The 21,273-nt window shown below is 65.8% G+C and carries 19 protein-coding genes; 7 read left to right on the top strand and 12 right to left on the bottom strand.

The features are described from left to right. Positions 1-55 precede the first annotated feature (55 nt). From FHY04_RS19995 to FHY04_RS19985, 3 genes are all read right to left on the bottom strand, one after another. Entirely contained in the window at positions 56-1,192 is a 1,137-nt protein-coding gene (locus tag FHY04_RS19995) for a hypothetical protein (protein WP_183937596.1), read from the bottom strand. Positions 1,193-1,340: 148 nt separating this feature from the next. Further along, positions 1,341-1,649: a hypothetical protein gene (locus FHY04_RS19990; protein ID WP_183937594.1), complete on the bottom strand. Its 309-nt coding sequence runs from the start codon at positions 1,647-1,649 to the stop codon at positions 1,341-1,343. A gap of 12 nt (positions 1,650-1,661) precedes the next feature. After that, a complete protein-coding gene (locus FHY04_RS19985; protein WP_183937592.1) occupies positions 1,662-2,246 on the bottom strand; it encodes a hypothetical protein in 585 nt (194 codons plus the stop codon). 322 nt (positions 2,247-2,568) lie between these two features. Between FHY04_RS19985 and FHY04_RS19980 the strand changes: the two genes are divergently transcribed. The 3 genes from FHY04_RS19980 to FHY04_RS19970 all read left to right on the top strand — a co-directional run bounded on the left by FHY04_RS19980 (position 2,569) and on the right by FHY04_RS19970 (position 5,573). Then, a complete protein-coding gene (locus FHY04_RS19980) occupies positions 2,569-3,186 on the top strand; it encodes an OB-fold-containig protein (RefSeq protein WP_031393350.1) in 618 nt (205 codons plus the stop codon). A 26-nt stretch (positions 3,187-3,212) separates the two neighbouring features. Beyond that, complete coding sequence (locus tag FHY04_RS19975; protein WP_244180761.1) at positions 3,213-4,949, top strand: flotillin family protein; 1,737 nt, start codon at positions 3,213-3,215, stop codon at positions 4,947-4,949. Positions 4,950-5,246: 297 nt separating this feature from the next. After that, positions 5,247-5,573, top strand: coding sequence for a hypothetical protein (locus FHY04_RS19970; protein WP_183937590.1), 327 nt, complete (start codon positions 5,247-5,249; stop codon positions 5,571-5,573). Positions 5,574-5,591: 18 nt separating this feature from the next. On the opposite strand, the gene FHY04_RS19965 is transcribed toward FHY04_RS19970, so the two are convergent. Beyond that, the gene (locus FHY04_RS19965) at positions 5,592-5,795 is read right to left on the bottom strand and encodes a hypothetical protein (RefSeq protein ID WP_031439040.1); all 204 of its coding nucleotides are present in this window, start codon (positions 5,793-5,795) and stop codon (positions 5,592-5,594) included. 244 nt (positions 5,796-6,039) lie between these two features. Between FHY04_RS19965 and FHY04_RS19960 the strand changes: the two genes are divergently transcribed. The 3 genes from FHY04_RS19960 to FHY04_RS19950 all read left to right on the top strand — a co-directional run bounded on the left by FHY04_RS19960 (position 6,040) and on the right by FHY04_RS19950 (position 7,573). Continuing rightward, positions 6,040-6,333 (top strand): hypothetical protein, encoded by a 294-nt coding sequence (locus FHY04_RS19960; protein WP_051916268.1) that lies wholly within the window; start codon positions 6,040-6,042, stop codon positions 6,331-6,333. Positions 6,334-6,381: 48 nt separating this feature from the next. Then, positions 6,382-6,798: a secondary thiamine-phosphate synthase enzyme YjbQ gene (locus FHY04_RS19955; protein ID WP_166747438.1), complete on the top strand. Its 417-nt coding sequence runs from the start codon at positions 6,382-6,384 to the stop codon at positions 6,796-6,798. Positions 6,799-6,952: 154 nt separating this feature from the next. Beyond that, positions 6,953-7,573 (top strand): CC0125/CC1285 family lipoprotein, encoded by a 621-nt coding sequence (locus tag FHY04_RS19950; protein WP_183937588.1) that lies wholly within the window; start codon positions 6,953-6,955, stop codon positions 7,571-7,573. Positions 7,574-7,712: 139 nt separating this feature from the next. Here the strand turns inward: FHY04_RS19950 and secA are convergent, their stop codons facing one another. Then, positions 7,713-10,451: a preprotein translocase subunit SecA gene (gene secA, locus FHY04_RS19945; protein WP_107933656.1), complete on the bottom strand. Its 2,739-nt coding sequence runs from the start codon at positions 10,449-10,451 to the stop codon at positions 7,713-7,715. Between the two features lie 97 nt (positions 10,452-10,548). Then, entirely contained in the window at positions 10,549-10,800 is a 252-nt protein-coding gene (locus FHY04_RS19940) for a hypothetical protein (RefSeq protein ID WP_037528446.1), read from the bottom strand. Between the two features lie 258 nt (positions 10,801-11,058). Between FHY04_RS19940 and argJ the strand changes: the two genes are divergently transcribed. After that, positions 11,059-12,279: a bifunctional glutamate N-acetyltransferase/amino-acid acetyltransferase ArgJ gene (argJ, locus tag FHY04_RS19935; protein ID WP_183937587.1), complete on the top strand. Its 1,221-nt coding sequence runs from the start codon at positions 11,059-11,061 to the stop codon at positions 12,277-12,279. Positions 12,280-12,337: 58 nt separating this feature from the next. Here argJ and trxA read toward each other — a convergent pair whose 3' ends face one another. From trxA to tsaE, 6 genes are all read right to left on the bottom strand, one after another. Then, positions 12,338-12,661, bottom strand: coding sequence for a thioredoxin TrxA (gene trxA, locus FHY04_RS19930; protein ID WP_031393340.1), 324 nt, complete (start codon positions 12,659-12,661; stop codon positions 12,338-12,340). A 65-nt stretch (positions 12,662-12,726) separates the two neighbouring features. Then, positions 12,727-16,155 carry a double-strand break repair helicase AddA gene (gene addA, locus FHY04_RS19925; protein WP_183937586.1) on the bottom strand — a complete coding sequence of 1,143 codons (3,429 nt, stop codon included), beginning with the start codon at positions 16,153-16,155 and terminating at the stop codon, positions 12,727-12,729. Next, positions 16,142-19,084, bottom strand: a complete 2,943-nt coding sequence (gene addB, locus FHY04_RS19920) for a double-strand break repair protein AddB (protein ID WP_183937585.1) — start codon at positions 19,082-19,084, stop codon at positions 16,142-16,144. The genes addA and addB overlap by 14 nt, the downstream gene beginning before the upstream one ends. After that, entirely contained in the window at positions 19,077-19,832 is a 756-nt protein-coding gene (locus FHY04_RS19915) for a nucleotidyltransferase family protein (RefSeq protein WP_183937584.1), read from the bottom strand. The genes addB and FHY04_RS19915 overlap by 8 nt, the downstream gene beginning before the upstream one ends. Beyond that, complete coding sequence (locus FHY04_RS19910) at positions 19,829-20,797, bottom strand: aminoglycoside phosphotransferase family protein (RefSeq protein ID WP_183937604.1); 969 nt, start codon at positions 20,795-20,797, stop codon at positions 19,829-19,831. The genes FHY04_RS19915 and FHY04_RS19910 overlap by 4 nt, the downstream gene beginning before the upstream one ends. Beyond that, positions 20,794-21,243, bottom strand: a complete 450-nt coding sequence (tsaE, locus tag FHY04_RS19905) for a tRNA (adenosine(37)-N6)-threonylcarbamoyltransferase complex ATPase subunit type 1 TsaE (RefSeq protein ID WP_107045840.1) — start codon at positions 21,241-21,243, stop codon at positions 20,794-20,796. The genes FHY04_RS19910 and tsaE overlap by 4 nt, the downstream gene beginning before the upstream one ends. Between the last annotated feature and the right edge of the window lie 30 nt (positions 21,244-21,273).

The raw sequence follows: 21,273 nt of genomic DNA, 5'->3' as shown, positions 1-21,273 counted from the left end.
ACGTTGTCGTCCATGGCGGCGTGATCGACCCGGCCATGTCCGGAGATCAAAGCGGCTACGCCGCTGAAGCTACACCACGCGGTGGGACACGATCAACCTGGTCAGCTAGATCGCGCAAGAACGTCACCAGCGCATGCGCGACATCGGGCTCGTTGAGGCGTGCGGCTGGGAAGCCTGGATAGCCACCTAATTTGTTAGTGGAGAGCAGCCCGACGATCCCAACCAGCCGGTCATAAAGCTTCTTGCGAACCTCTTCGTCCGCGAAGGCCGCTCGAGATTTAAGATAGGTCAGGTTGAAGGTTACCATGCCCTTCCCGAAGAAGACGAACGACATCGGAAAGAGCGTCGTTGCCGAGCGCTCGAATACGGCAATGAGCGACCCCTGTGCCTGAGTGACGGCCGCGACGCCGCCAGCGTCTTCGACAACCTCGCAGTAGCGATACGCCGCCGCCACGATCGCCGGCCCGATAGGGGCGAGGTGCTTTGCAATCCATTCATCGCGCGTGATTGGCTCAGGCACAGCCGACCTGCCTCTTGCCTTCGCGGCCTGGGCTCGTTCCGTTTCGCCAATTACGCGAGGCGTGAAGGCGCGAATGCCCTTGCCTTCGAACCAGCTCAATTCAACGGCGCGCACGTCCGCCTTCATCTGTTCGTTGAGGAACTCGACAATGCGCGCAAGCTCGCGCGGGATCACGTCGGCGACGAAGACGAGTTTGATCCGGCCGGCGGCAAAGTTTGCGTCGACCTGCGGCCAGAAGGCATCAGGCTCAGCTGTATCGCCAAGGAACTCCGCCAAAATTTGATCGGGGTCTCGCCCCTCTGAGCCAGCGGTGGCCGCGAAGCTGGCGGCGATCGTGCCGGCCTGCCAGTGGGCCGTGGCATTCGCAGCATAATCGAGCATCTGCCCCACCACCTCCCGCCGCAGCCGTGTGTCGCTCGCTCGTTTCATCTCGACTAACACTGGCACACCGGTACGCGTGACGAAGAGGTGGTCAAGCGACCACCTAGAGCCCTCGGCGTCAGCGATCGGCTGCTCGCGACGAATGAGTAAAAGCGCGCCGTCGGTATCTGCGATGATCTCCGGGTAATCGGCGATCAGGCACTGCATTGTATCCTCGCTCTCGGGCGCCGCCGCTCTCATTGCGGTAAGGCGATTATCGGCGTCCACGGTGTAGATGGTTGAGCGGGTCATGGTGGCCTTTTGTCAGGGGTGAAAGCGATCACGAATGCGCGCAGCGTGTCCGGCGGCATCGCCAGCGAAGCGGTCCAGCCATTCGGTCCAGCGGACCGCTATGAACCGCACCACGCCGCCGTCAACGGCATCCGATAAATCTTCAATCTCAGTTCGGTGTTTGATTTGAAGGCGGTTTGTCCTTTGGTGCTGCGTATAAATAAACGAGGACGGGCTTCTTGCCGCTGCGCCGCGCCTCGGTGATCAGCCCGAACGCGTGTTTGACGAGTTGCGCCGCGTCAAGATGGTGAAAGGTGGTGGGAGCCGCACGAAGCCGATCGCGCATCGCGGTCGACGGCGCCATTCCGCTACCCCAAACGTCGCGGTCGTATGCCTGAGAGAGCTTTGCTGCCTTGCGGTCACAGAACGGTTCATGCCTCTTAGACTCTATGCCGAGCAGGTATTGCGGTGTTTCCACTGCCGCATCTAGCTAAGGGTGCCTGCCACCGGACCATGGAAAACGCATTTCTCGTTCAAGGTCGACGCGGGTCGCCGGCCAGTCGAGATCGTCTGTACCGGGAAAAGCAGGAAGCGCGGTTGGTCGATCCATAAACCATCCAAATCCGTTCGCGGCTAATGCTGCGCTGCTCTCTGGACTGGCGAACTTGCCACTGGCGATTTCGTTGCCGCCAGCGCGATCGAACGCCGCGCGAACAAGTTCTCCAGGGACGCCTGACAAGAAAATTGTCATTTGGTGTTCCAAGCCCACTTCACGTGATTGGGCCACTATCGCATCAGCGTCCCTAGCCCGAAGGGGCATTTCCCGTTTCGCTCTGGGCGCTCGAAGCACGCTATCTGTAGCAGATCTTTGTATCGCAACTGCATCGATCTCACCGCATTTAAAGCCAGAAATCAACGCCAATCGCGCCGATCTGGCCTTCCAGATCGCCCGTCGCGTCAGCAACAGGGCGGTAGTCCAGGCAAACGCGAACCCACCCACCACCGCGCCATTGCCGTCGTCGATCAGTATCTCCGCCAGGACGATCAGCGCCAAGGCAGCGCTGATCTTGGCCATCAGTCTTCCATGACGATTCATCTTCGCGCTCCCCGATTGTCGAGGTTCTGCTTTGCAGCGGTCCCGCGAGCGTCAGATCGCGAGGTCCGCATCCGATCCGTTCGCGTGTCGTGCAAATCCTGTGCAGATGATGAACCGAAACCCGGGCGGTGTCCTCAGCGCGCGTTGCGAATGTCGTGGCGCAGGGCTAGCCTCCCTTCGGGGAGCATCGACACATGGAATTCAAAATCCGGATCGGCCGGCGTTTCGTAACGAAGCGTTGTCGTCTGTCCGTTACCAGTTCGCCGATGCACAAGCAGAGCCCCCAACATTGCCACGGCTTATGTTCGCGATCTTCCTGACGCCCGCGTACGCGCCGTTCGCGATCGCGTTCGTCATAATGGTCGGGATCGGGCTGATCGAGGCGATCGGCCTCGGGCTCGGCCATCTCGATCTCGACGCGGACGTTTATGCCGAAACCGATAGCGGCGTGCTTGATTGGCTCGGCCTCGGTCACGAACTGCCGATCCTGATCTGGCTGACCTCGTTGCTCGGCTGCTTCACGCTCACCGGGATAGCCATTCAGCAGGGCGCGACCGCGTTGACCGGCGGCCCACTGCACTGGGGTCTCGCCTCGGGTGGTGCGCTGGCCGCTGGCAGCCTGCTCAACACTCTGGCCGCCAACGGGCTTGCCCGGATCATGCCCGGCTTCGAAACCAGCGTGATCTCCACCGACGACTTTCTCCGCCGCCGCGGCACCATCCTCGAGGGCACCGCCCGCCGGGGATCGCCGGCCCGTGCAAAGATCGTCGATCAGCATGGTCAGGCGCACTTCATCATGGTCGAGCCGCACGACGACGCGGACGTGATCGCCACCGGCGAGACCGCCCTGATCGTCCGCCGCGACGGCAAACTCTTCTACGCGCTGCCCGACGCCAACGCGCTCCTGCAGTCGATCTGACCACAATCATAACCGGGGAGGGTTTCATGCCCGCACAGCTTCTGAACGTCCTTATCTACGCCGGTATCGTGCTGTTCGCGCTTGTCGTGATCGGCATCATTCTGACCCGGCTCTACCGGCGCGCAACCAAGGACGTTGCGCTGATCCGCACCGGTTTCGGCGGCGAAAAAGTCGTGCTCAACGGCGGCATCATGGTGATCCCGGTGCTTCATGAGTTGATGCAGGTCCGCCTGACGACGGTGAAGCTGGAGGTCTCGCGCCTTAACAAGGACGCGCTGATCACGCTCGACAAGCTGCGCGTCGACGTCGTCGGGCTGTTCCACATCAAGGTGAAGCCCGACGCGGAATCGATCGCCGCCGCGGCGCAGACGCTTGGCGATTCGGTCAACAGCCCCGACGCGGTGAAGTCGCTGCTCGACGGCAAGCTCGTGTCCGCGCTGCGATCGGTGGCCGCGACGATGACGATGGAGCACCTCCACGCCAACCGCGCCGACTTCATCCAGAAGGTGCAGGAGGCGCTGATGACCGACCTGGACATGAACGGGTTCCAGCTCGAGTCCGTTAGCATCACGCACTTCGACCAGACCGCGTTCGAGCATTTCAACGAGAACAACGCGTTCGACGCCGAGGGGCTGACCGTGCTCACGCGGACGATCGAGGAGCGCAAGAAGATCCGCAACGACATCGTCGCAACCAACCGCGTCGAGATCGAACAGCGTAACCTCGACGCCAACAACCAGTCGCTCGAGATCGCGCAGGCCGCCGAACAGGCGCGCCTGACGCAGGAGCAGACGCTGTCCGCGCGCCGTGCGGAACAGGCCACCGCGATTGCCACCGCCGAGGCCGAGCAGACCCGCCTCGCCGAGATCGCCCGCATCACTGCGGGCCAGGCGCAGACCGTAGCGCAGACCGAAGCCGACAAGGTGATCCAGACCGCGACGATTGCCCGTGACGGCGCGATCCAGACCGCAACGATCGAGCGCGACAGGACGATCGAGATCGCACGTATCACGACTGCGGTGCAGACCGCACAGAAATCCGAGGAGGAGTCGACCGCCACTGCCGCGGCCAACGAAGCCCGTGCGCTCGCCGTCCGAGCCGAGGAAAGCGTCGCTACTGCCAAGGCGACCGAGATCGCCAACCGAAACAAGAATGTCGCCGTGATCGCCGCTACCCAGCGCGCGCAGGAAGAGGCCGTTGGCATCACCGTCGCTGCGACCGCTGAGAAGGAAGCCGCGGAGGCTCGAGCAAGCGCCCTGCGTACTGAAGCAACCGCCGAAGCAGATGCAGAGAAGGCGCGCGCGGAAGGCCGCGAGGCGGCCTTCAAGGTCGACGCGGCAGGTCAGGCATCGCTGAACGAGGCGACCAACTTGCTGAGTGACTCGCAAACCGCACTGCTGATCCGCCGCGCAATGCTAGAAGCGTTGCCCGCGATTATCGCTGCGGCGAGCAAGCCGATGGAGAACATCGACAAAATCAGCATCCTGGACGCGCGGGGCCTGCACGGTGACAGTGGCAGCGATGGCGCCTCCGGGGGCGGCCAAGGCAACCTTGCCGACGCTGCGGTCGCAGCCGCTATGCGCTACCGCGTCGGCGGCCCGCTCATCGATGGCCTGATGGCGGAACTCGGCATGACCGGCAGTTCGTTGAACGGCATGCTCGCCGGGAGCAGCGCGGATGCGGCGCCTGCCCGAGCCTCCTCCAACGATGCCCACAAACATTCCGCTTCACTTAATGGCGGGACGGGCAACCCGCCGGCCTGATCGGAGGCACTCAAAAGCCCAGCCCTTGAAAATCGATCTGCGCTTCGAAGAAGACGGAGCGCAGATCTTCGCCAGAAACGCCCTGAGTGTAAGGACCGGGTCCGCCCCTGCCCTGCGTCCAGGCGCGATCGACGGCCCATTGGCAACATAACCCCATCGGCCTTGGGCTCTACCGCGGGTGCCGTTCGAGACGTGCTGTTCGACCCCAGTCTGCAACGACAACGCCAAACTCGCCCGTATCGGACGGATCGTGCGATTCGTCGCGTGGGATGCTGCGATCGGCGCAGGCATGCAGCGATGGTCTGGACCATTGGCGCAACCTGCGGCATCGCGGTCGTGCCAGGGGGCTGGAGCGTAAACGTGTTCAAGACAATGTGGAAAATGCCGGCAAAACTGCTCCGACGCGCGGTTACCGAAAGCCCTGTCGACGGCGAGGACGCGGTGCCGATCGCGGATGAGCAGCTCGCTACGGGCTCGCTGGAAGACATGATCAAGGCGGCGGACGAACTTGCCGCCGAGGATGCCGACGCATTGATCATAGAATGCGTCGGTCGTGACCGGCCCATCACTTGGGCGGAAATACAGGGACTGCGCCATGCGACGACCTTCCCGGTCGGCGTGTAGCAGTCAGTTGACCCCTTCCTAGCGGCGGAACTTTCCGAGCAGTCGTTCGAGCAGGCTTGGCTGCATCGCGATCAACTGCTGCTGGCGAAACCGGTCACGATCGGCTGCGGCACGCCGGTAAAGGGCGTCAAGCCTGTCCGCACCATAGCGGTCCGACAGGCGTGGCGGAGACTGATCGACGCGGTGAAACGAGGGCTGGTCGCGCTCGGGTCGGTGGGACATAACAGGCATTGATCGGGTTCCGGTGACAGGATGGCAGTCAAAATACACACGCTTTTTACCACCTTTTCAACACGCTTGGTCGTGAGCGGTTCCCGAAAGCGTGCTGAATCGAGGCGTTTTGGCGAAAACCGGCGGAACTTTCCAGCCTTCCACAAGACCCGTTTCCCGGGTCGAGATTCCGGCATTCGGGACCATCGGCAACGTCTGCTGTACAATCACGACGCAGGTCGGGTAGGCGCCGACCATGGGTGAAATCGACAGACTCGTTCCTTCCGGCGTCATCGAACAATGGGTATTCCATCTGCGGCGGCAGCGGGCCCGTGCGGCGGATACCATCTGGTTGATCGATCAAGGTTTCACGCTTCACGATGGCAAGTGCGGCACGCCGACGCACGACGCGACGGCACGCTGGCGCGCCGAGCAGGAAACCGTCATCGCGGAGGTCAGCGATCTTCTCAAACTCTATGACGAGATCAATTTGGGTCGCGACGTCCCGGCGGATGCCGATAGCGACCAAGGCCGTGACGACAGGCGTTGAGCATCGTCACGGACCTGACCGGCTAGGCAGTCACATAGGAGCGCAGCGATGCGGCAGTCCACGACCCAGATCACGATCGATACCCGCCGGCAGGGGCTGGTCGACATTACCGCCCCGATCCGGCGCTGGGTCGATGCGCAGGCGATGCAGTCCGGGTTATTGACGGTGTTTTGTCGCCATACCTCCGCATCGCTGCTCATCCAGGAAAATGCCGCGCCCGAGGTCCGAACGGATATCGAGGCTTATTTCGAGCGCATCGCACCGGAATCAAGTTCGTATCTGCACGACGACGAAGGGCCCGACGACATGCCCGCGCATCTGCGCGCCGCTCTCACGCAGGTACAATTGTCGATCCCAGTGATCGACGCCACGCTCGCGCTCGGCACGTGGCAGGGAATCTACTTGTTCGAGCATCGCCGTCGTCCCCATGGTCGCTCGCTGGCGCTTCATCTGATCGGGGACTGATCCTGCGTCGCGGACGACGGCCTATGACGGCGCCGAGGTGGTTTATTCAATCACCGTCATGGACCCGTGGACCAATCCCGTTCATCAACCGTTCCACCACTGAAGGCTAATGTAAGGCGTTTCGCCGCATTCGCCGCGAACGGAGACGACAATCATGTTCATCATGCCTGGTCGCAAGGTCCTGCTGGCAGCTCTCGCCACGAGCACGTTGCTGGTCGCGGGTTGTGCGACCGAAACCACCTACCGCCCGGCCACTGGCCAGGGGTTCAACCGAACCGGCTATAGCGATCGCCGGATCGAAGATAACCGCTTCCTCGTCAGCTTCGCGGGCAACAGCGTCACCTCGCGCGACACCGTCGAACGCTACCTCTTCTTCCGCGCGGCCGAACTCACGCTTCAGCAGGGATATGATTATTTCCTGATGGCGGACCGCGATACAAATCTTCAGTCGCGCACCTATTCTACCCCGGGAATCGGTGGCGGGTTCGGTTATGGCGGCTTTGGTGGCTATTGGGGCCCGTCGTGGCGCTATCGCGGCCGCGGCTTCGGCTGGCGGAGCTGGGATCCTTATATCGGTGGCGGCTTCGGTGGCTTTGGCGGCGGCGGTTTCGGCGGCCCATGGGGCAATGATTTCGACGTCCGCACGATCGACCGCTACGAAGCGACGGCCGAGATCGTGATGCGCAAGGGGCCGATCCCGCGCGACAACATCCGTGCGTTCAATGCCAAGCAGGTCGTCGACAATATCGGGCCGAGCGTCATCCTGCCAAAGTAAGCAGCGTCGCGGCCGCACTGCCGCAACCAAGCTTACAAGCAAAAGCCGGACCGTCCATGTGGGACGGCCCGGCTTTTTATTGCCTGCTATGCTGCCAACCGGGCGCAGCCGATAAACGGCCGGCCCGTGACAGCAGCGGTCAGACCGCGCCGTGGCACTGCTTGTATTTGCGCCCCGACCCGCACGGGCATGGCGCGTTGCGGCTGACCACGCCTTCCCAGTTCGCCGGATCCTCGCCGATATCCGCGGCCTGGGGCTGCGGGATCTGCATCGGCGGGAGTTGCGACGTGATGTGGCCCGACATGCCGCGTGCCTGGTCGAGGCTGTCATTCTCGCCGGTGAACGGGTCGAAATGCGTCGTGATGAAATCGGGTAGCTCGGGCAGGCCGACCGGCGCCTGGATCTGGAACTGCGCGTGGGCGATCGTCTTGGTCACGTCCTCGCGGATCGTCTCGAGCATCCGCTGGAATAGCGAGAACGCCTCCTGCTTATACTCGTTGATCGGCGTCTTCTGCGCATAGGCGCGCAGATGGACGACCTGGCGCAGCGCGTCGAGCGTCGCCAGATGCTCCTTCCAGTGATGGTCGAGATTCTGCAGCAGGATCGACTTCTCGACCGACGTCCACGTCTCGGTGTCGAGGTCCGCGGATTTCGTCGCGATCGCCTCGTCCGCCATCGCACGGATACGTTCCTCGACGATCTCGGGATCGATCGCCTCTTCGAGCAACCATGCCTCGATCTGCGGCTCGAGGTTGAGCACCTCGGCAAGCCGCGTCTTCATCCCCGCAATGTCCCACTGTTCCGGATAGGAATTGGGCGGGCACGCTTCACCGACGATGACGTTGACCGTCTCCGCACGCATGTCCGTCACCACGTCGCCGACGGTATCGGCATCCATGATGTCCGCGCGCTGTTCGTAGATGACCTTGCGCTGCTCGTTCATCACGTCGTCATATTCGACGACCTGCTTGCGGATGTCGTAGTTGCGCGCCTCGACCTTCTTCTGCGCGGTCTCGATCGCCTTCGACAGCCACTTGCTCCCGATCGCCTCGCCATCCTCGATATTGTTGCGCATCATCTTGGCGAACAGCGTGTCCGGCCCGAAGATCCGCAGCAGATCGTCGTCGAGGCTCAGATAGAAGCGTGACAGGCCGGGATCGCCCTGACGACCCGAACGCCCGCGCAGCTGGTTGTCGATGCGCCGGCTCTCGTGGCGCTCGGTACCGAGCACAAACAGGCCGCCCGCGGCGAGCACTGCCTGCTTCTCGGCCTCGATCTCGGTCTCGATCCGCGCAGCCTCGGCGGCATATTCGGGCGTGCCCTCGACCAGATCGGGATGCTCGTCGAGCATGCGGAATTCGAGGTTGCCGCCCAGTTTGATGTCGGTGCCGCGGCCCGCCATGTTGGTCGCGATCGTCACCGCGGACTTGCGCCCGGCCTGCGCGACGATGTGCGCCTCCATCTCGTGGAAGCGCGCGTTCAGCACCTTGTGTTCGACCGCCTCGCCGACGAGGAACTCGCTGAGCAGCTCGGATTTCTCGATCGATACCGTGCCGACGAGCACCGGCTGGCCGAGATCGGCGTGATGCTTGATCTTCTTGGCGATCGCCGCGAACTTGTCCTTGGTGTCCTTGTAGAACTCATCTTCCTCGTCGACGCGCTTGACCGTGACGTTGGTCGGGATGCTGACGACGTTGATCTTGTAGATGTCGTAGAACTCGGCCGCCTCGGTCGCAGCCGTACCGGTCATGCCGCCGATCTTGGGGTACATGCGGAAATAGTTCTGGAACGTGATCGAGGCCATCGTCTGGTTCTCGGGCTCGATCTGAACGCCTTCCTTGGCCTCGACCGCCTGGTGAAGGCCGTCCGACCAGCGCCGGCCGTCCATCATGCGACCGGTGAACTCGTCGATGATGATGACCTTGCCGTCCTTGACGATGTAGTCGATGTCCGACTTGAACATCACGATCGCGCGCAGCGCCTGGTTGAGGTGATGGACGACCTGCGTGTTCTCGAAGTCGTATAGGTTGGCGCCTTCGAGCAGCCCCGCGGCCTCGAGCATCCGCTCGACCTTCTCGGTGCCGTCCTCGGTGAGGATGATCGTCTTCTGCTTCTCGTCCTTGTCATAGTCACCGGGGACGAGCTGCTTCACGACCGCATCGACCTGGATATACAGCTCGGACTTGTCGTCGGTCGGCCCCGAGATGATCAGCGGCGTCCGCGCTTCGTCGATCAGGACCGAATCGACCTCGTCGACCACCGCGAAGTTGAAGCGGCGCTGCACCATCGAACTGCGCTCGTACTTCATGTTGTCGCGCAGATAGTCGAAGCCGAACTCGTTGTTCGTGCCGTAGGTGATGTCGGCGGCATAGGCGGCGCGACGCTCCTCGTCCGACAGGTTCGGCACGATCACGCCGATCGTCATGCCGAGGAAAGTATAGACCTGCCCCATCCACTCCGCGTCGCGCGCGGCGAGATAGTCGTTGACCGTGACGACGTGGACGCCGTCACCCGGCAGCGCGTTCAAATAGGTCGCGAGCGTCGCGACGAGCGTCTTGCCCTCGCCGGTACGCATCTCGGCGATCTCGCCGCGGTGAAGGACGATGCCGCCGACCATCTGCACGTCGTAATGCCGCTGGCCAAGCACGCGCTTGGCCGCCTCGCGCACCGTGGCAAATGCCTCTGGAAGCAAGTCGTCGAGCTTCTCGCCGTTAGCGAGTCGGGCACGGAACTTCGCGGTCTGCCCGGACAATTCCTCGTCCGACATCGCGACGAGCGAAGGCTCGAACGAGGCGATCTTCGCGAGGATCGGGTTGAGCGACTTGACGTAGCGGTCGTTGGACGACCCGAACAGCGATTTGGCAAAGCCACCGAACATGGGCTGATTTCCTGATTATAGGGCGCGACGGCACGCGGAGGCACGCACGCGCAAAGAGGAGAAGTGGCCCGCAGGCCGAGAGATCAGGCGCGCGGCGCTATTCGCGCCGACGGTCTACCCAGATAGGGGCCGTGATGATCGCGACGACGGGCAGCGTCGCCGAGGTGGCAACGTCGTCGAGCGAGGCGAGCGCGGCGACCGGTCGTACCGCGACCTTTGCCACCGCCACCGCCGCGGTCTGCGCGCAAATGCTGCCCTGCGCCACTGCCTGTGCGGACTGCCCACGCACACCCGGCACCGCGCCGGTCAGCGCGGACAGGAGGGCAGAAAGGAGAAGCAGCAGGTTCATGCGAGACCGGCTGTATGCGAGCTTGCGCGTAAAATCTACCATTCGTCGGACGGAAGCACCCGGCGAACGCGCGGACGCTCGATCCGTAAGGGGACGGCGTGGTGCGTAGGAACGACGACCCCGACGGACGCTCGTCGACCGTCGACGCGCGCAGATGTCATGCGATAGCCCCCAACCGCACGGGACACCGGTCGACGGGCGGCTGTCAGACGCGACCCGCGATCTTGCGGGCCGGACCGCAGCGACTATGAAGGCCGGATGCAGATCTCGCCGCTCGCCTTGCCCTTCCCCGCCGCCCCTTTGATCGACGGGGTCGTGCCGCATGTCGCGCGTGCCGGCTACAAGGCCTGGGACCGGTGCGACCTGACGTTCGTAACGCTCGATCCGGGGACGGTCGTTGCGGGCGTCCTTACGCAGAGCAAATGTCCGTCGCCCGAGGTCGAGTGGTGCCGTGCGGCGCTGACGCTTGGGCAGGCGCGCGCGCTGGTCGTCAATGCGGGCAATTCGAACGCCTTTACTGGTGCGCGTGGCCGTGCAGCGGTCGAGGCGATCGCCGCACGCACGGCAGCGCATCTTGGCTGTCAGCCTTCGGACGTGTTCGTCGCCTCGACTGGCGTGATCGGTGTGCCGTTGCCGATCGACAAGGCCGAAGCAGGACTCGACGCCGCGTTCGCCGCCGCACCGTGCGGCTGGGAGGACGCCGCCGCGACGATCATGACCACCGATACATTTACCAAGGGCGCGGTGACTACCGCGGTGATCGGCGATCGGACCGTCACTTTGATCGGCATCATCAAGGGTTCGGGGATGATCGCGCCGGACATGGCGACGATGCTCGGCTTCATCTTCACGGATGCCGCGGTCGAGCCCGCGTTTCTCCAGGCCGCACTGTCCAAGGCCAATGCGCCGAGCTTCTCGTGCATCACCGTCGACAGCGACACTTCGACCAGCGACACGGTGCTCGCATTCGCAACGGGGAAGGCCGGCAACGCCCCGCTCAGCGACGACGACAGCATCGGCGCGGACGCGTTCCGCGCGGCACTGGCCGATCTATGCCATCAGCTTGCCCTGCTGGTCGTCCGCGACGGCGAAGGGGCGCAGAAGCTGATCGAGATCCAGGTGACCGGCGCAGAGAGCGACCGCAGCGCACACCGAGTTGCTATGAGCATCGCCAACTCGCCTCTGGTCAAGACGGCGGTCGCTGGCGAGGACGCCAATTGGGGTCGTGTCGTTATGGCCGTTGGCAAGGCAGGAGAGCCTGCCGACCGCGACACATTGTCGATCCGGTTCGGCAACACGCAAGTGGCCGAGGGCGGTCTCGCGCTCAGCGGCTATGACGAGGCGCCCGTTGCGGACCATCTTAAGGGGCAGGACATCGAGATCGGCGTCGATCTCGCCTTGGGCGACGGTGCGGCCACGGTGTGGACCTGCGACCTGACGCACGGCTATATCTCGATCAACGCCGACTATCGAAGCTGAGCTCGCCTCTAACCACCACCTCAAAAGATCTGAGGTGGCGGTAGCGGCGCGTACCGTCTTAGGCGAGCTCGCCTTCAAGCCACGCCTTGAGCTGGCCCTTGGGTGCCGCACCAACCTTGGTTGCTGCCGGGGCGCCGCCCTTGAACAGGATCATCGTCGGGATCCCGCGCACGCCATACTGGCCTGGCGCATCGGGGTTCTCGTCGATGTTGAGCTTGGCGATCGTCACCTTCTCGCCCAGTTCCTCGGACAGCTCCTCAAGGCTCGGCCCGATCATCTTGCACGGCCCGCACCATTCGGCCCAGAAATCGACGAGCACGGGGCCGTCGGCGTTCAGCACGTCGGCATTGAAGCTCGCATCGGTGATCTGCTTGGTCGCCACTGAAATATCTCCTTCGTTATACCGTAATCTAGGGTCCGGCTGCACGCGTCTCAACCGTCGACAGCCTAGCTTTGCTCCGTCATCGCATAGCGCGGCTTGTGCCTATCGAGCATATCGGCCGATATCCCGATCAATCGGGGTGCCGCGGTGTAGAGCAACGCCGACTCGATCGTCCGCCCCGGAAAGATCACCCGCAACGCCGCCGCATAGGCCGCCATCTGCTTGAGATGATAGTCCGGCACCTCGTCGAGTCCGCGCGGCGCACGCCGTCCGGTCTTGAAATCGATCACCCGGATGATCTCCGCGCCGATCAGCAGCCTGTCGACCGTTCCCGATACCACGATGCCGTCCGCCAGCGTGGCCGCGATCGGCGCTTCGGGAAGCGAGTCGATACCGAACAGGTCAGCGAAGCGCGGATCCTCGATCACGCCGATCGCGCTCGCTGCAATTTCCGCACGCGCGGCGGGATCGGAAACACCGCCGGCCTGGCCGAGCCAGCGATCCGCCGCCGCCGCCCGCGAACCGCCGTCGACCGCGGGAAGGCGCTCGAGCAGCTTGTGGATCAACGCGCCGCGTTCGGCCGCAAGCCGCATCTCCGGGGTCGGCGGCGGGTCGGACACCGCATCCTCGCCGAGCGCGGACGGCGACAGCGGGCGCGACGGGCGCGACTCCTTCGGTGCCGCGTGCCGGGCCCAGTCGGGTATAGTCTGGGACGGCACGGCCACGTCGTTCGCCGCGGGCTTGACCGGTACCGGGAATTCCGTCCCGTCGCCGACGAAGACCCGCTCGCCCTCGGCATCCGCCACGCCCAACGCTGTCAGCGCGCGATCCGCAGCACCATACCAGCTCGTCACCGGCGCAACGCCCTGCGCCCGCGTACCGAGCGCGCCCGCGATGACCAGACGCTCCTCGGCGCGGGTAGCCGCGACATAGAAGAGCCGCCAATGCTCCTCCAGTTCGCGCCGCTCGGCTGCCGTCACCACGGCATCGAGGGGGCCACCCCGCTCGCTGTTGCGCGGGCGGAACACCGGCAACGGGGCGACCATGTCCTCGGGAGTCCATTTCAGGATCGATCGCGGTGCGGCGGCGGGGTCGGCGGTCGCATCGGCAAGGATCACCAGCGGTGCCTGCAGGCCCTTGGCGCCGTGTGCGGTCATCACGCGCACCGCATCAAGCGGCGCCGACGGATCACGGACGATGTCGACATCGCCGCGATCGAACCAGTCGAGAAAGCGCTGCAGCGACTGTGTCGTATTGCTCTCGAACGTCAGTGCTGCGTTGAGCAGTTCCTCGATCGGATCGCGCGCTTCGGTCCCCAGCCGCAGGATCAGCTTGCGCCGTCCGTCGAGTGGCCCGGACAGGAGCTCCTCCAGAAACTGATATGGCGTTGCGATGTCCGCACGTGCGAGCATCGCGAGCAGCGGCGCGAGGCGCTCGGCGGACTGCGTCCGCTGAAGATGCCGCCACAACGGCCCGGCCTCGCGCGGCGCCGCCGCCATAAGTTCGTCCTGCGTCCAGCCGATCAGCGGCGAGACGAGCAGCGATGCCAGGCTCAGATCGTCTTCCGGCTGCAACACGAAGCGGATCGTCGCGAGCAGGTCCTGCACGGCGAGCGGCGCGTTCAGACGTAGCCGATCGACGCCCGCGACGGGCACGCCCTCGGCATAGAGCCGCGCGACGATCAGCGACGCGAGATCGCCGCGCCGCTTCACGAGGATCATCACGTCCTCGGGGCGCAGCCGTCGCCCCTTGCTCTCGAGCATCAGCCCGTCGGGCGCGAGCCAGCGCCGGACCGCCTTGGCAATATCGCCCGCGAGCTTGCGGACCGCATCGTCGACCCAGCCCTCCTCGTCGTCCTCGCTTCCCCCTGCGATGACCGGTGGCCATAGCGTCACGCTGCCGGGGCCCTTGACCTCGCTCGCATGGACCTCAAGCTCGCCGATCGCGCCAAGCCCCGGCTCGCCCGCCGCGGCGACCGCGGCATCGACGAACGCGAGGATCGGCCGGGTCGACCGGAACGAGTGGGTCAGCGACAGCCGCTCGAGCGGCAGGCCCCGCTCCGCCTCCGGCCACTCGTCGTCGCCCGCGACCTCGCGCGCGCGTCGCCCGAAATGCAGCTCTGCGGCGGCGAAGTTGAACGGGTCGGTTCCCTGGAAGCCGAAGATCGCCTGCTTCCAGTCGCCGACCGTGAACAGCGTGCGCGTCGACGGGGCATAGATGCCGCGCCCCACGAAGAATTCGTCGGCTAGCGCGCGGACGATCCGCCACTGGTCGGCATTGGTGTCCTGCGCTTCGTCGATCAGGACATGCTCGGTCGCCTGATCAAGCTTGTAGCGGACCCATTCGCCAATGCCGGGCTGGTCGAGCAAGGCCACGGTCGTCGCGATCAGATCGTCGAAATCGACCCCGCCGACACGCCGTTTCGCCAGTGCATAAGCGCGCGCATAATCGCGCCCGATCTCCAGCCCGTCGGCGAGAAGATCGGCATAGGCGACGCGCTGGATCATCGATGCGATATCGGCGCAGGCCGCGCCGACATCCTGTGCCAGGATCTCATAGTCAGGTTCGAGATCGACAAGCTTCTTCTGCGCCTTGCGCGGCTCGCCCTTGGCCGTCAGCACGACGCCTGCGAGATCGGGAAGAATCGCCGCACGGTCCGGCGACGCGAGCCACGCCTCGACCATGGCCGCCTGCTTAAGGCCGGTCGCGGTTCCCCACGCGCGGTTGGCCGCGCCGATCCGCATGATCGCGTCGATATCCAGCGCCTCGCACCAGTCCGCGACCGCCTCGTCGATATCGCCCGCGGGCAGCTCGAGCGTCCGGCGCAACCAGGGGCGGATACCCGACGGCAACACCTCGAGCGCGGGCAGCGCCCGTGCGCAGGCCATCAGGAACCCCTCGGCACCGCCCTCCCCCATCCGCAGGGACAAGCGGCCGACGATCTCGACGGGACGCTCCCGCCCCTCACGCTCGGCGTCCGCGAGCATCCCCGCCAGCGCCTCACGCGCAAGCCCGGCTTCCTCGCGGGCCTCCAGGGGGCGAAAACCCGGGGTCAGCCCCGCTTCGACCGGAAACGCCGCCAGCAGGCCCTGGCAGAAACCGTGGATCGTCTGGATCCGCAACCCGCCCCCCGGCGCGTCGAGCACCTTGGCAAACAGCGTCCGCGCACGATCCTGCAACGCCTGGTCCGGGACCTCCCCCAGGGCAATCAGGTCGGCACCCAGCGCGGGGCCGGGCATCCGCACCCAGGCGGCGAGCCGCCCGTTGATCCGCTGCGCCATTTCGGCCGCACCCGCCTTAGTGAAGGTCAGGCACAAGATCGCACCCGGATCGACGCCGCGCAGCAACAGGCGAAAAACACGCGCCGCGAGAACCTGGGTCTTGCCGGTTCCCGCCGATGCGGACAGCCAGACATGGGCGCGGGGGTCACTAGCTGCGGCCTGTGCGCCCTTGAGCCGGGGTAAGGTGCGGAGCTCGCCGCTATTCACGGCCATACCATTCATCCCGGCGCATCAGCTGGTCATATTCGGCATAAGGCGCATATTCCGGTACCAGCTTGGCGGTGAAGGCGGCGCTGCCGGTCAGCCAGTTTCCCGCGACCTCGGTGAAGTTGTGCGCCGCCGTCGCGGTGAATTCCGCGGTCGGGATCTTGTCGCGCTTGCCCTCGGGATCAACCGGACTCTCGACATAGCCAAACGCATCGCGCTTCTTGCCAAGCGACCAATATTCGAACGCACCCGCCTTGCCCGCGACATCGGCAAAGCCGCCGCGCTCGGCGATCAGGCCGAGCAGCCCCAGCTGCAGACTATAGCCGGCGCGCACCGCGGTCGCCGAGGGGGGCTTGCCGGTCTTGTAGTCGATGATCGCCAGCTCGCCGCCGGGCAGCCGGTCGACACGGTCGTACCGTCCGCGCAGCGTCACCCCCGCAATCGCGATCTCGCCCTTGCCTTCCGCGCTGGCGACGACCCGGCCATCGACGGCCTGCGCCGCGATCGTGCCCGCGATCCAGTCGATCGCCTCGAGCAGCCGCGGCTGCCAGAGCGCGCGCATCATCGGGTGCGTCCGCTCGTCGCGCAGCATCGCCTCGGCACGCAGCCGCAGAGCATCAATCGCGCAGGCGTCGTGCTTCCACCATTGCTCGAGAATGTCGTGGACCGCGGTGCCACGCCACGCCGCGCTCGGATCCGCATCGACCGGGTCGAGCGGCATCAGACCGAGCACCCTGCGGGCATAGAAGGCGTAGGGGTCGGCCTTCAGCCGGTCGACCTCGGTCACCGAAATCAGCCTTGGCCGCAGCGCAGCGATCGGCGAAGGTGCCGGACGGTCGGAGGGCCGGTGCGCCCGCGGATCGTCGAGATCGCGTGTCCACGACTCGAGCGCCTCGGCGCGTTCGAACCTATCCCCCGCAAGCGCCTGCAGACGCAGCCAGAGCCGCGACGCCAATGCTGGCGACTTGGCGTCGCGGCGCGCGCGCGTGACGATCGCCCGCGGCGCGCCGAGCGCCTGGGCGAAATCATGCGCCGACGTCCCCACCTGCCGCTCCAGGCCCGGCAGCCCGAGTTCGGCGCGGATCCGCGGCGCGAGCCACGGATCCGGCGCGGGACGCCCCGGCCACATGCCTTCGTTCAGTCCGCCCAGGACCATCAGGTCGGCGGTCTGCAATCGCGCCTCGAGCAGACCATAGATCGCCAGACGCGGATGCGCGCCCTGCAATGGCCGCACCGCAACCTCGTCGAGCAAGGTCCGTAAGAGCTGCGCAAGTTCGCTTGGGTCGACAAGCGGCGGGCCGGCATCAGCCTCGATTTCGAGATCGGCAAGGCATTGCGCCGCGGCCCGCCCCGCGGGGCCGGCCCAGAGTTCATCGCCGCACAGCGCCGCGGCCGTCTCGCGAACGGTCGCCAGCAACGGGCCGAGCGGCTGGGCGCCGCGTTCGAATACCGTGGCGATCGGCGTGAGCAGCGCTTGCGCCTCCGGCCACCAGCGCTTCGCCGTTCCGGCGCGCAGATGCGCATCGACAGCATCGAGCCCCGCGGCGGGCCGCGGTCCGCGCAACGCGCGATCGAGCGCACGAACGCCGTCGAGCCACCCCAGCCGGGTATCGCCACTGCGGACCAGCGGGTGCTTCAGCAACGCAAGCAAGGCGAGCGGTGCGAAACGCTGTGCCGCAGCCTCGACCAGCGCGAGGATGAGGGTCCCGGGCGGGAGGATCGACAAGGGCCGGCCCGCGCTGTCGTCGATCAGGATCTGCCAGCGTCCAAGATGCGCCGCGACACGCCGCGCCAGTGCGCGATCGGGCGTGACGAGCGCCGCTGTCCGTCCCGGCTCCTCCAGTACGCCGCGCAGGGCCAGTGCGATCGCCTGCGCCTCCTCGGCGGGGGTTGCCAGTTCGGCGACCGTCACCCCCTTCAGGCGGCGGTCCTCCGCGCCCAGCCGGGTCCACTTTCCCGTGAAGTCGGCGGGGGCCAGTGCATTGGCGATAGCGCGGCTTCGGGTCGTGTCGGCGTCATGGCCACCGCCCTCGCGCCAAGTCGCAACCTCGGCGCGCCCGACGCCCATGCGTTCGAGCAGGAGCTTTAGATGAAATTGCGGATGCGTTTCGATCGACCGCCGCGTCAGCCCGGTATCCGGGTTTCGCGGGTGGGGTCCCAGCGCATCCCACTCCTCGTCGGGCAGGTGCAGATCCAGATCCGCGAACACCACCATGCCGCCTGGCAGGTCTGCGACGCAACGCAGGGCGCGCGCGACCGCCGGCGCAGAGTCGGTGACGCCTGCGGCGCAGACCAGCCCGGTGGGCGGCGCCGCACGCCATCGCGTCACCAATCGGTCGAGCAGCGCGGCGCGCCGGGTCGCCGCGTCGATCCGCCCCAGGCGGGCCAGTTCGCCCGGCCATCGCTGCAGCACGACGTCGAACGTCGACAATGCGCGCTGCCAGTGTTCGGTCAGTTCGGGACCGAGTTCGATCTCATGCAGGCGCGTCGGCGCAACCTCCTCGACGAGCAGCTGGTCGAGCGTCTTGGCGAGTTCGCCGGCAAGTCGGACCGCCTCGGCGGCATCGATCGGATGCCCCCCACGCCGGCGTTCTTCCGACACCAGCCGCGCAAGGATCATCCGCCGCTGATAGGGCGGCACCGCTGGCAGCGGCGGATCGACATCGTCCGCAGGATCGAGCGCCGCGCCGACCGCTTCGCCCAGCCCAGTGTCGCCCAGCGCGATCATCCGCGGCAACACCAGCCCCCCGCCGCTCGCCCGCACGAACGCATCGGTCACCGCCCGGATCGCGCGGTTGTTCGGCAACAGGATCAGCGCGCGGGCGAGCGCCAGCGGATCCTGCCCTGCCCGCCGGAGCAACCCCGCGACCAGCGCATCGGCAAAGGCCCGATGGGCGGGGATGGTGTAGAGGGTCGGCCCCGTCCGTTCAGCCACCGGCCAGGATCGCCTCGGTCTTCGGAATCGCGCCCGGGGTGCCCACGTCGAACCACAGACCCTGGTGGACCTGGCCAAATGCACGACCCGCGGCGATCGCACGGTCCCAGAACAGGTTCGTCGAAAACGGTCCCTCGGGCCAATCCGCGATGACGCGCGGGTGGAGAATCTGAATGCCCGTAAAGGCGAAGGGTGCGACCCGCCCCGGCTTGCGGCGTCCGGTGATCCGCCCGTCCGCTGCGAGATGGAAGTCGCCCGGACCGCCATGATTGTGCGCGCGAGCGAGCGGCACCATCAGCAGCAGCGCATCCATCGTCGCATCGTCCCAGCGCGACGCGAGCAGCCGGATCGCGTCGACCGGTCCGTCGATCCAGAGATTGTCGCTGTTGACCACCAGAACCGGCGCATCGCCGAGCAGCGGACGTGCCTGAACCAGCCCGCCGCCCGTCTCCATCAACCGGCGACGCTCGTCCGAAATCACGACCTCGATATCGGGGTAACGATCGGTGACATGCGCCTGCAACGTATCGGCAAGATAGTGAACATTGACCACCGCGCGCGCGATCCCGGCACGCTGCAGCCGATCGAAGACATGGTCGATCAGCGCCTTGCCGGCCACTTCGACCAGCGGCTTGGGGCGCGTCGCGGTCAACGGCCGCATCCGCTTGCCGAGCCCGGCCGCCATCACCATCGCCGTCTCGGGCACTGTCCCGCGCGGGATCGGACGGATCATGCGCTGGCCGCTCATGCCGCCAACGCCAGCGGGTCGCCGCGCCGAGCGGCCGGCACATTGGCGTCGAACCAGGCCGCGACCGGCGCCATCACCGGCTGGGCCAGGTCACGCTCGAGATACGTCCAGACCCGGGGACACAAGGTTGGATAGCGCGGCTTGCCGTCACGCTTCCACAGCCGCGTGAAGATACCAAGAATCTTGGCGTTCCGCTGCGCGCCGAGCACATGATAGGCGTCCAGGAAATCGTCACCAACGCCCGTCGCTTCGCGGTAGCGCGCGAGCATCGCCACCTCGACCATAGGGTCGACGTCGCGCCGTGCGTCTTGCAACAGCGACACGAGGTCATAGGCCGGGTGCCCGGCGAGCGCGTCCTGGAAATCGAGCAGGCCGAGCGCTCCGTCCGGTGCGAGCAGCATCAGATTCTCCGCATGATAATCGCGCAGTACGGTGACGGGGTCGGTCGCGATCCCGTGATCGAACACGGCGTCCCATGCCGCATCCCAGCCCGCCCGGTCCGGGACGATCCCGATGGCCGGGCAATACCAGTCGACGAACAGCGCGGCCTCGCGCGCCAGGACGGCACGGTCATAGGGTGCGAATGGTCCGGCCGGGTGCGCGTGAAGACGTCCGAGCAGGTCGATCGCGGGCGCGTAGAGCGCCATGCCCTTGTCGGACGATGCGTCGATCGCCTCGCGCAACCGATCATCGCCAAAATCCTCGATCAGCACGAGTCCCTGCGTCAGGTCGCTCGCGAGGATCGCGGGTGCCCGGAACGTCCGCTCGACCAGCCACTGTGCGACCGCGATGAACGGGCGCGGGTCTTCATGTGGCGGCGGCGCGTCCATCAGCATCGCGTGGCGTGTCCCGGCGACGACGCGGAAATAGCGACGGAACGACGCGTCGCCCGCTACAGGCAGGAGCGTCGCCCCCGCCCAGCCCTGCGCGTCGAGAAATGCGGCGGCGCCCGCCGGGGGTGTCATATCGGCCATCGCCGCGTCCAACCCTCCGGCACTCCGGCTGTCAAGCCGCGCGTGCCGTCCGGTTCGATCGTGAGGTCGAGCCGAAGCGCGTCCGGCCAATAGTCTGGCCCCGCCCGCTCTGGCCATTCGACGATCAGCACGGAATCATAGCGCGCGTCGTCAAGCGCGAGTTCGACGATCTCGTCCGGATCGTCGATCCGGTACAGATCGACGTGGAGCACCGGCAGACGCACCTCGGGTGGTGCATAGGGCTGGACGATCGCGAAACTCGGCGATGGCGCCTCGCCGACCAGACCGAGCGCGGCCAGCAGCCCGCGTGCCAGGCTCGTCTTCCCCGCGCCGAGCGTCCCCGTCAGCGCAATCACGTCACCCGCCTTGACGTGCGCTGCCAGTTTCGCGCCGAACGCCTCGGTCGCGGCGGGATCCTCTAACCGCAGCGCCGTCATGCGACCGAACCCGGGCAGCGTGCATGTCTC

Origin of the sequence: Sphingomonas sp. BK481 (assembly GCF_014194875.1) — a bacterium.
Lineage (GTDB): Bacteria > Pseudomonadota > Alphaproteobacteria > Sphingomonadales > Sphingomonadaceae > Sphingomonas > Sphingomonas aerolata.
This window is presented reverse-complemented; position numbering and strand designations above follow the sequence as displayed.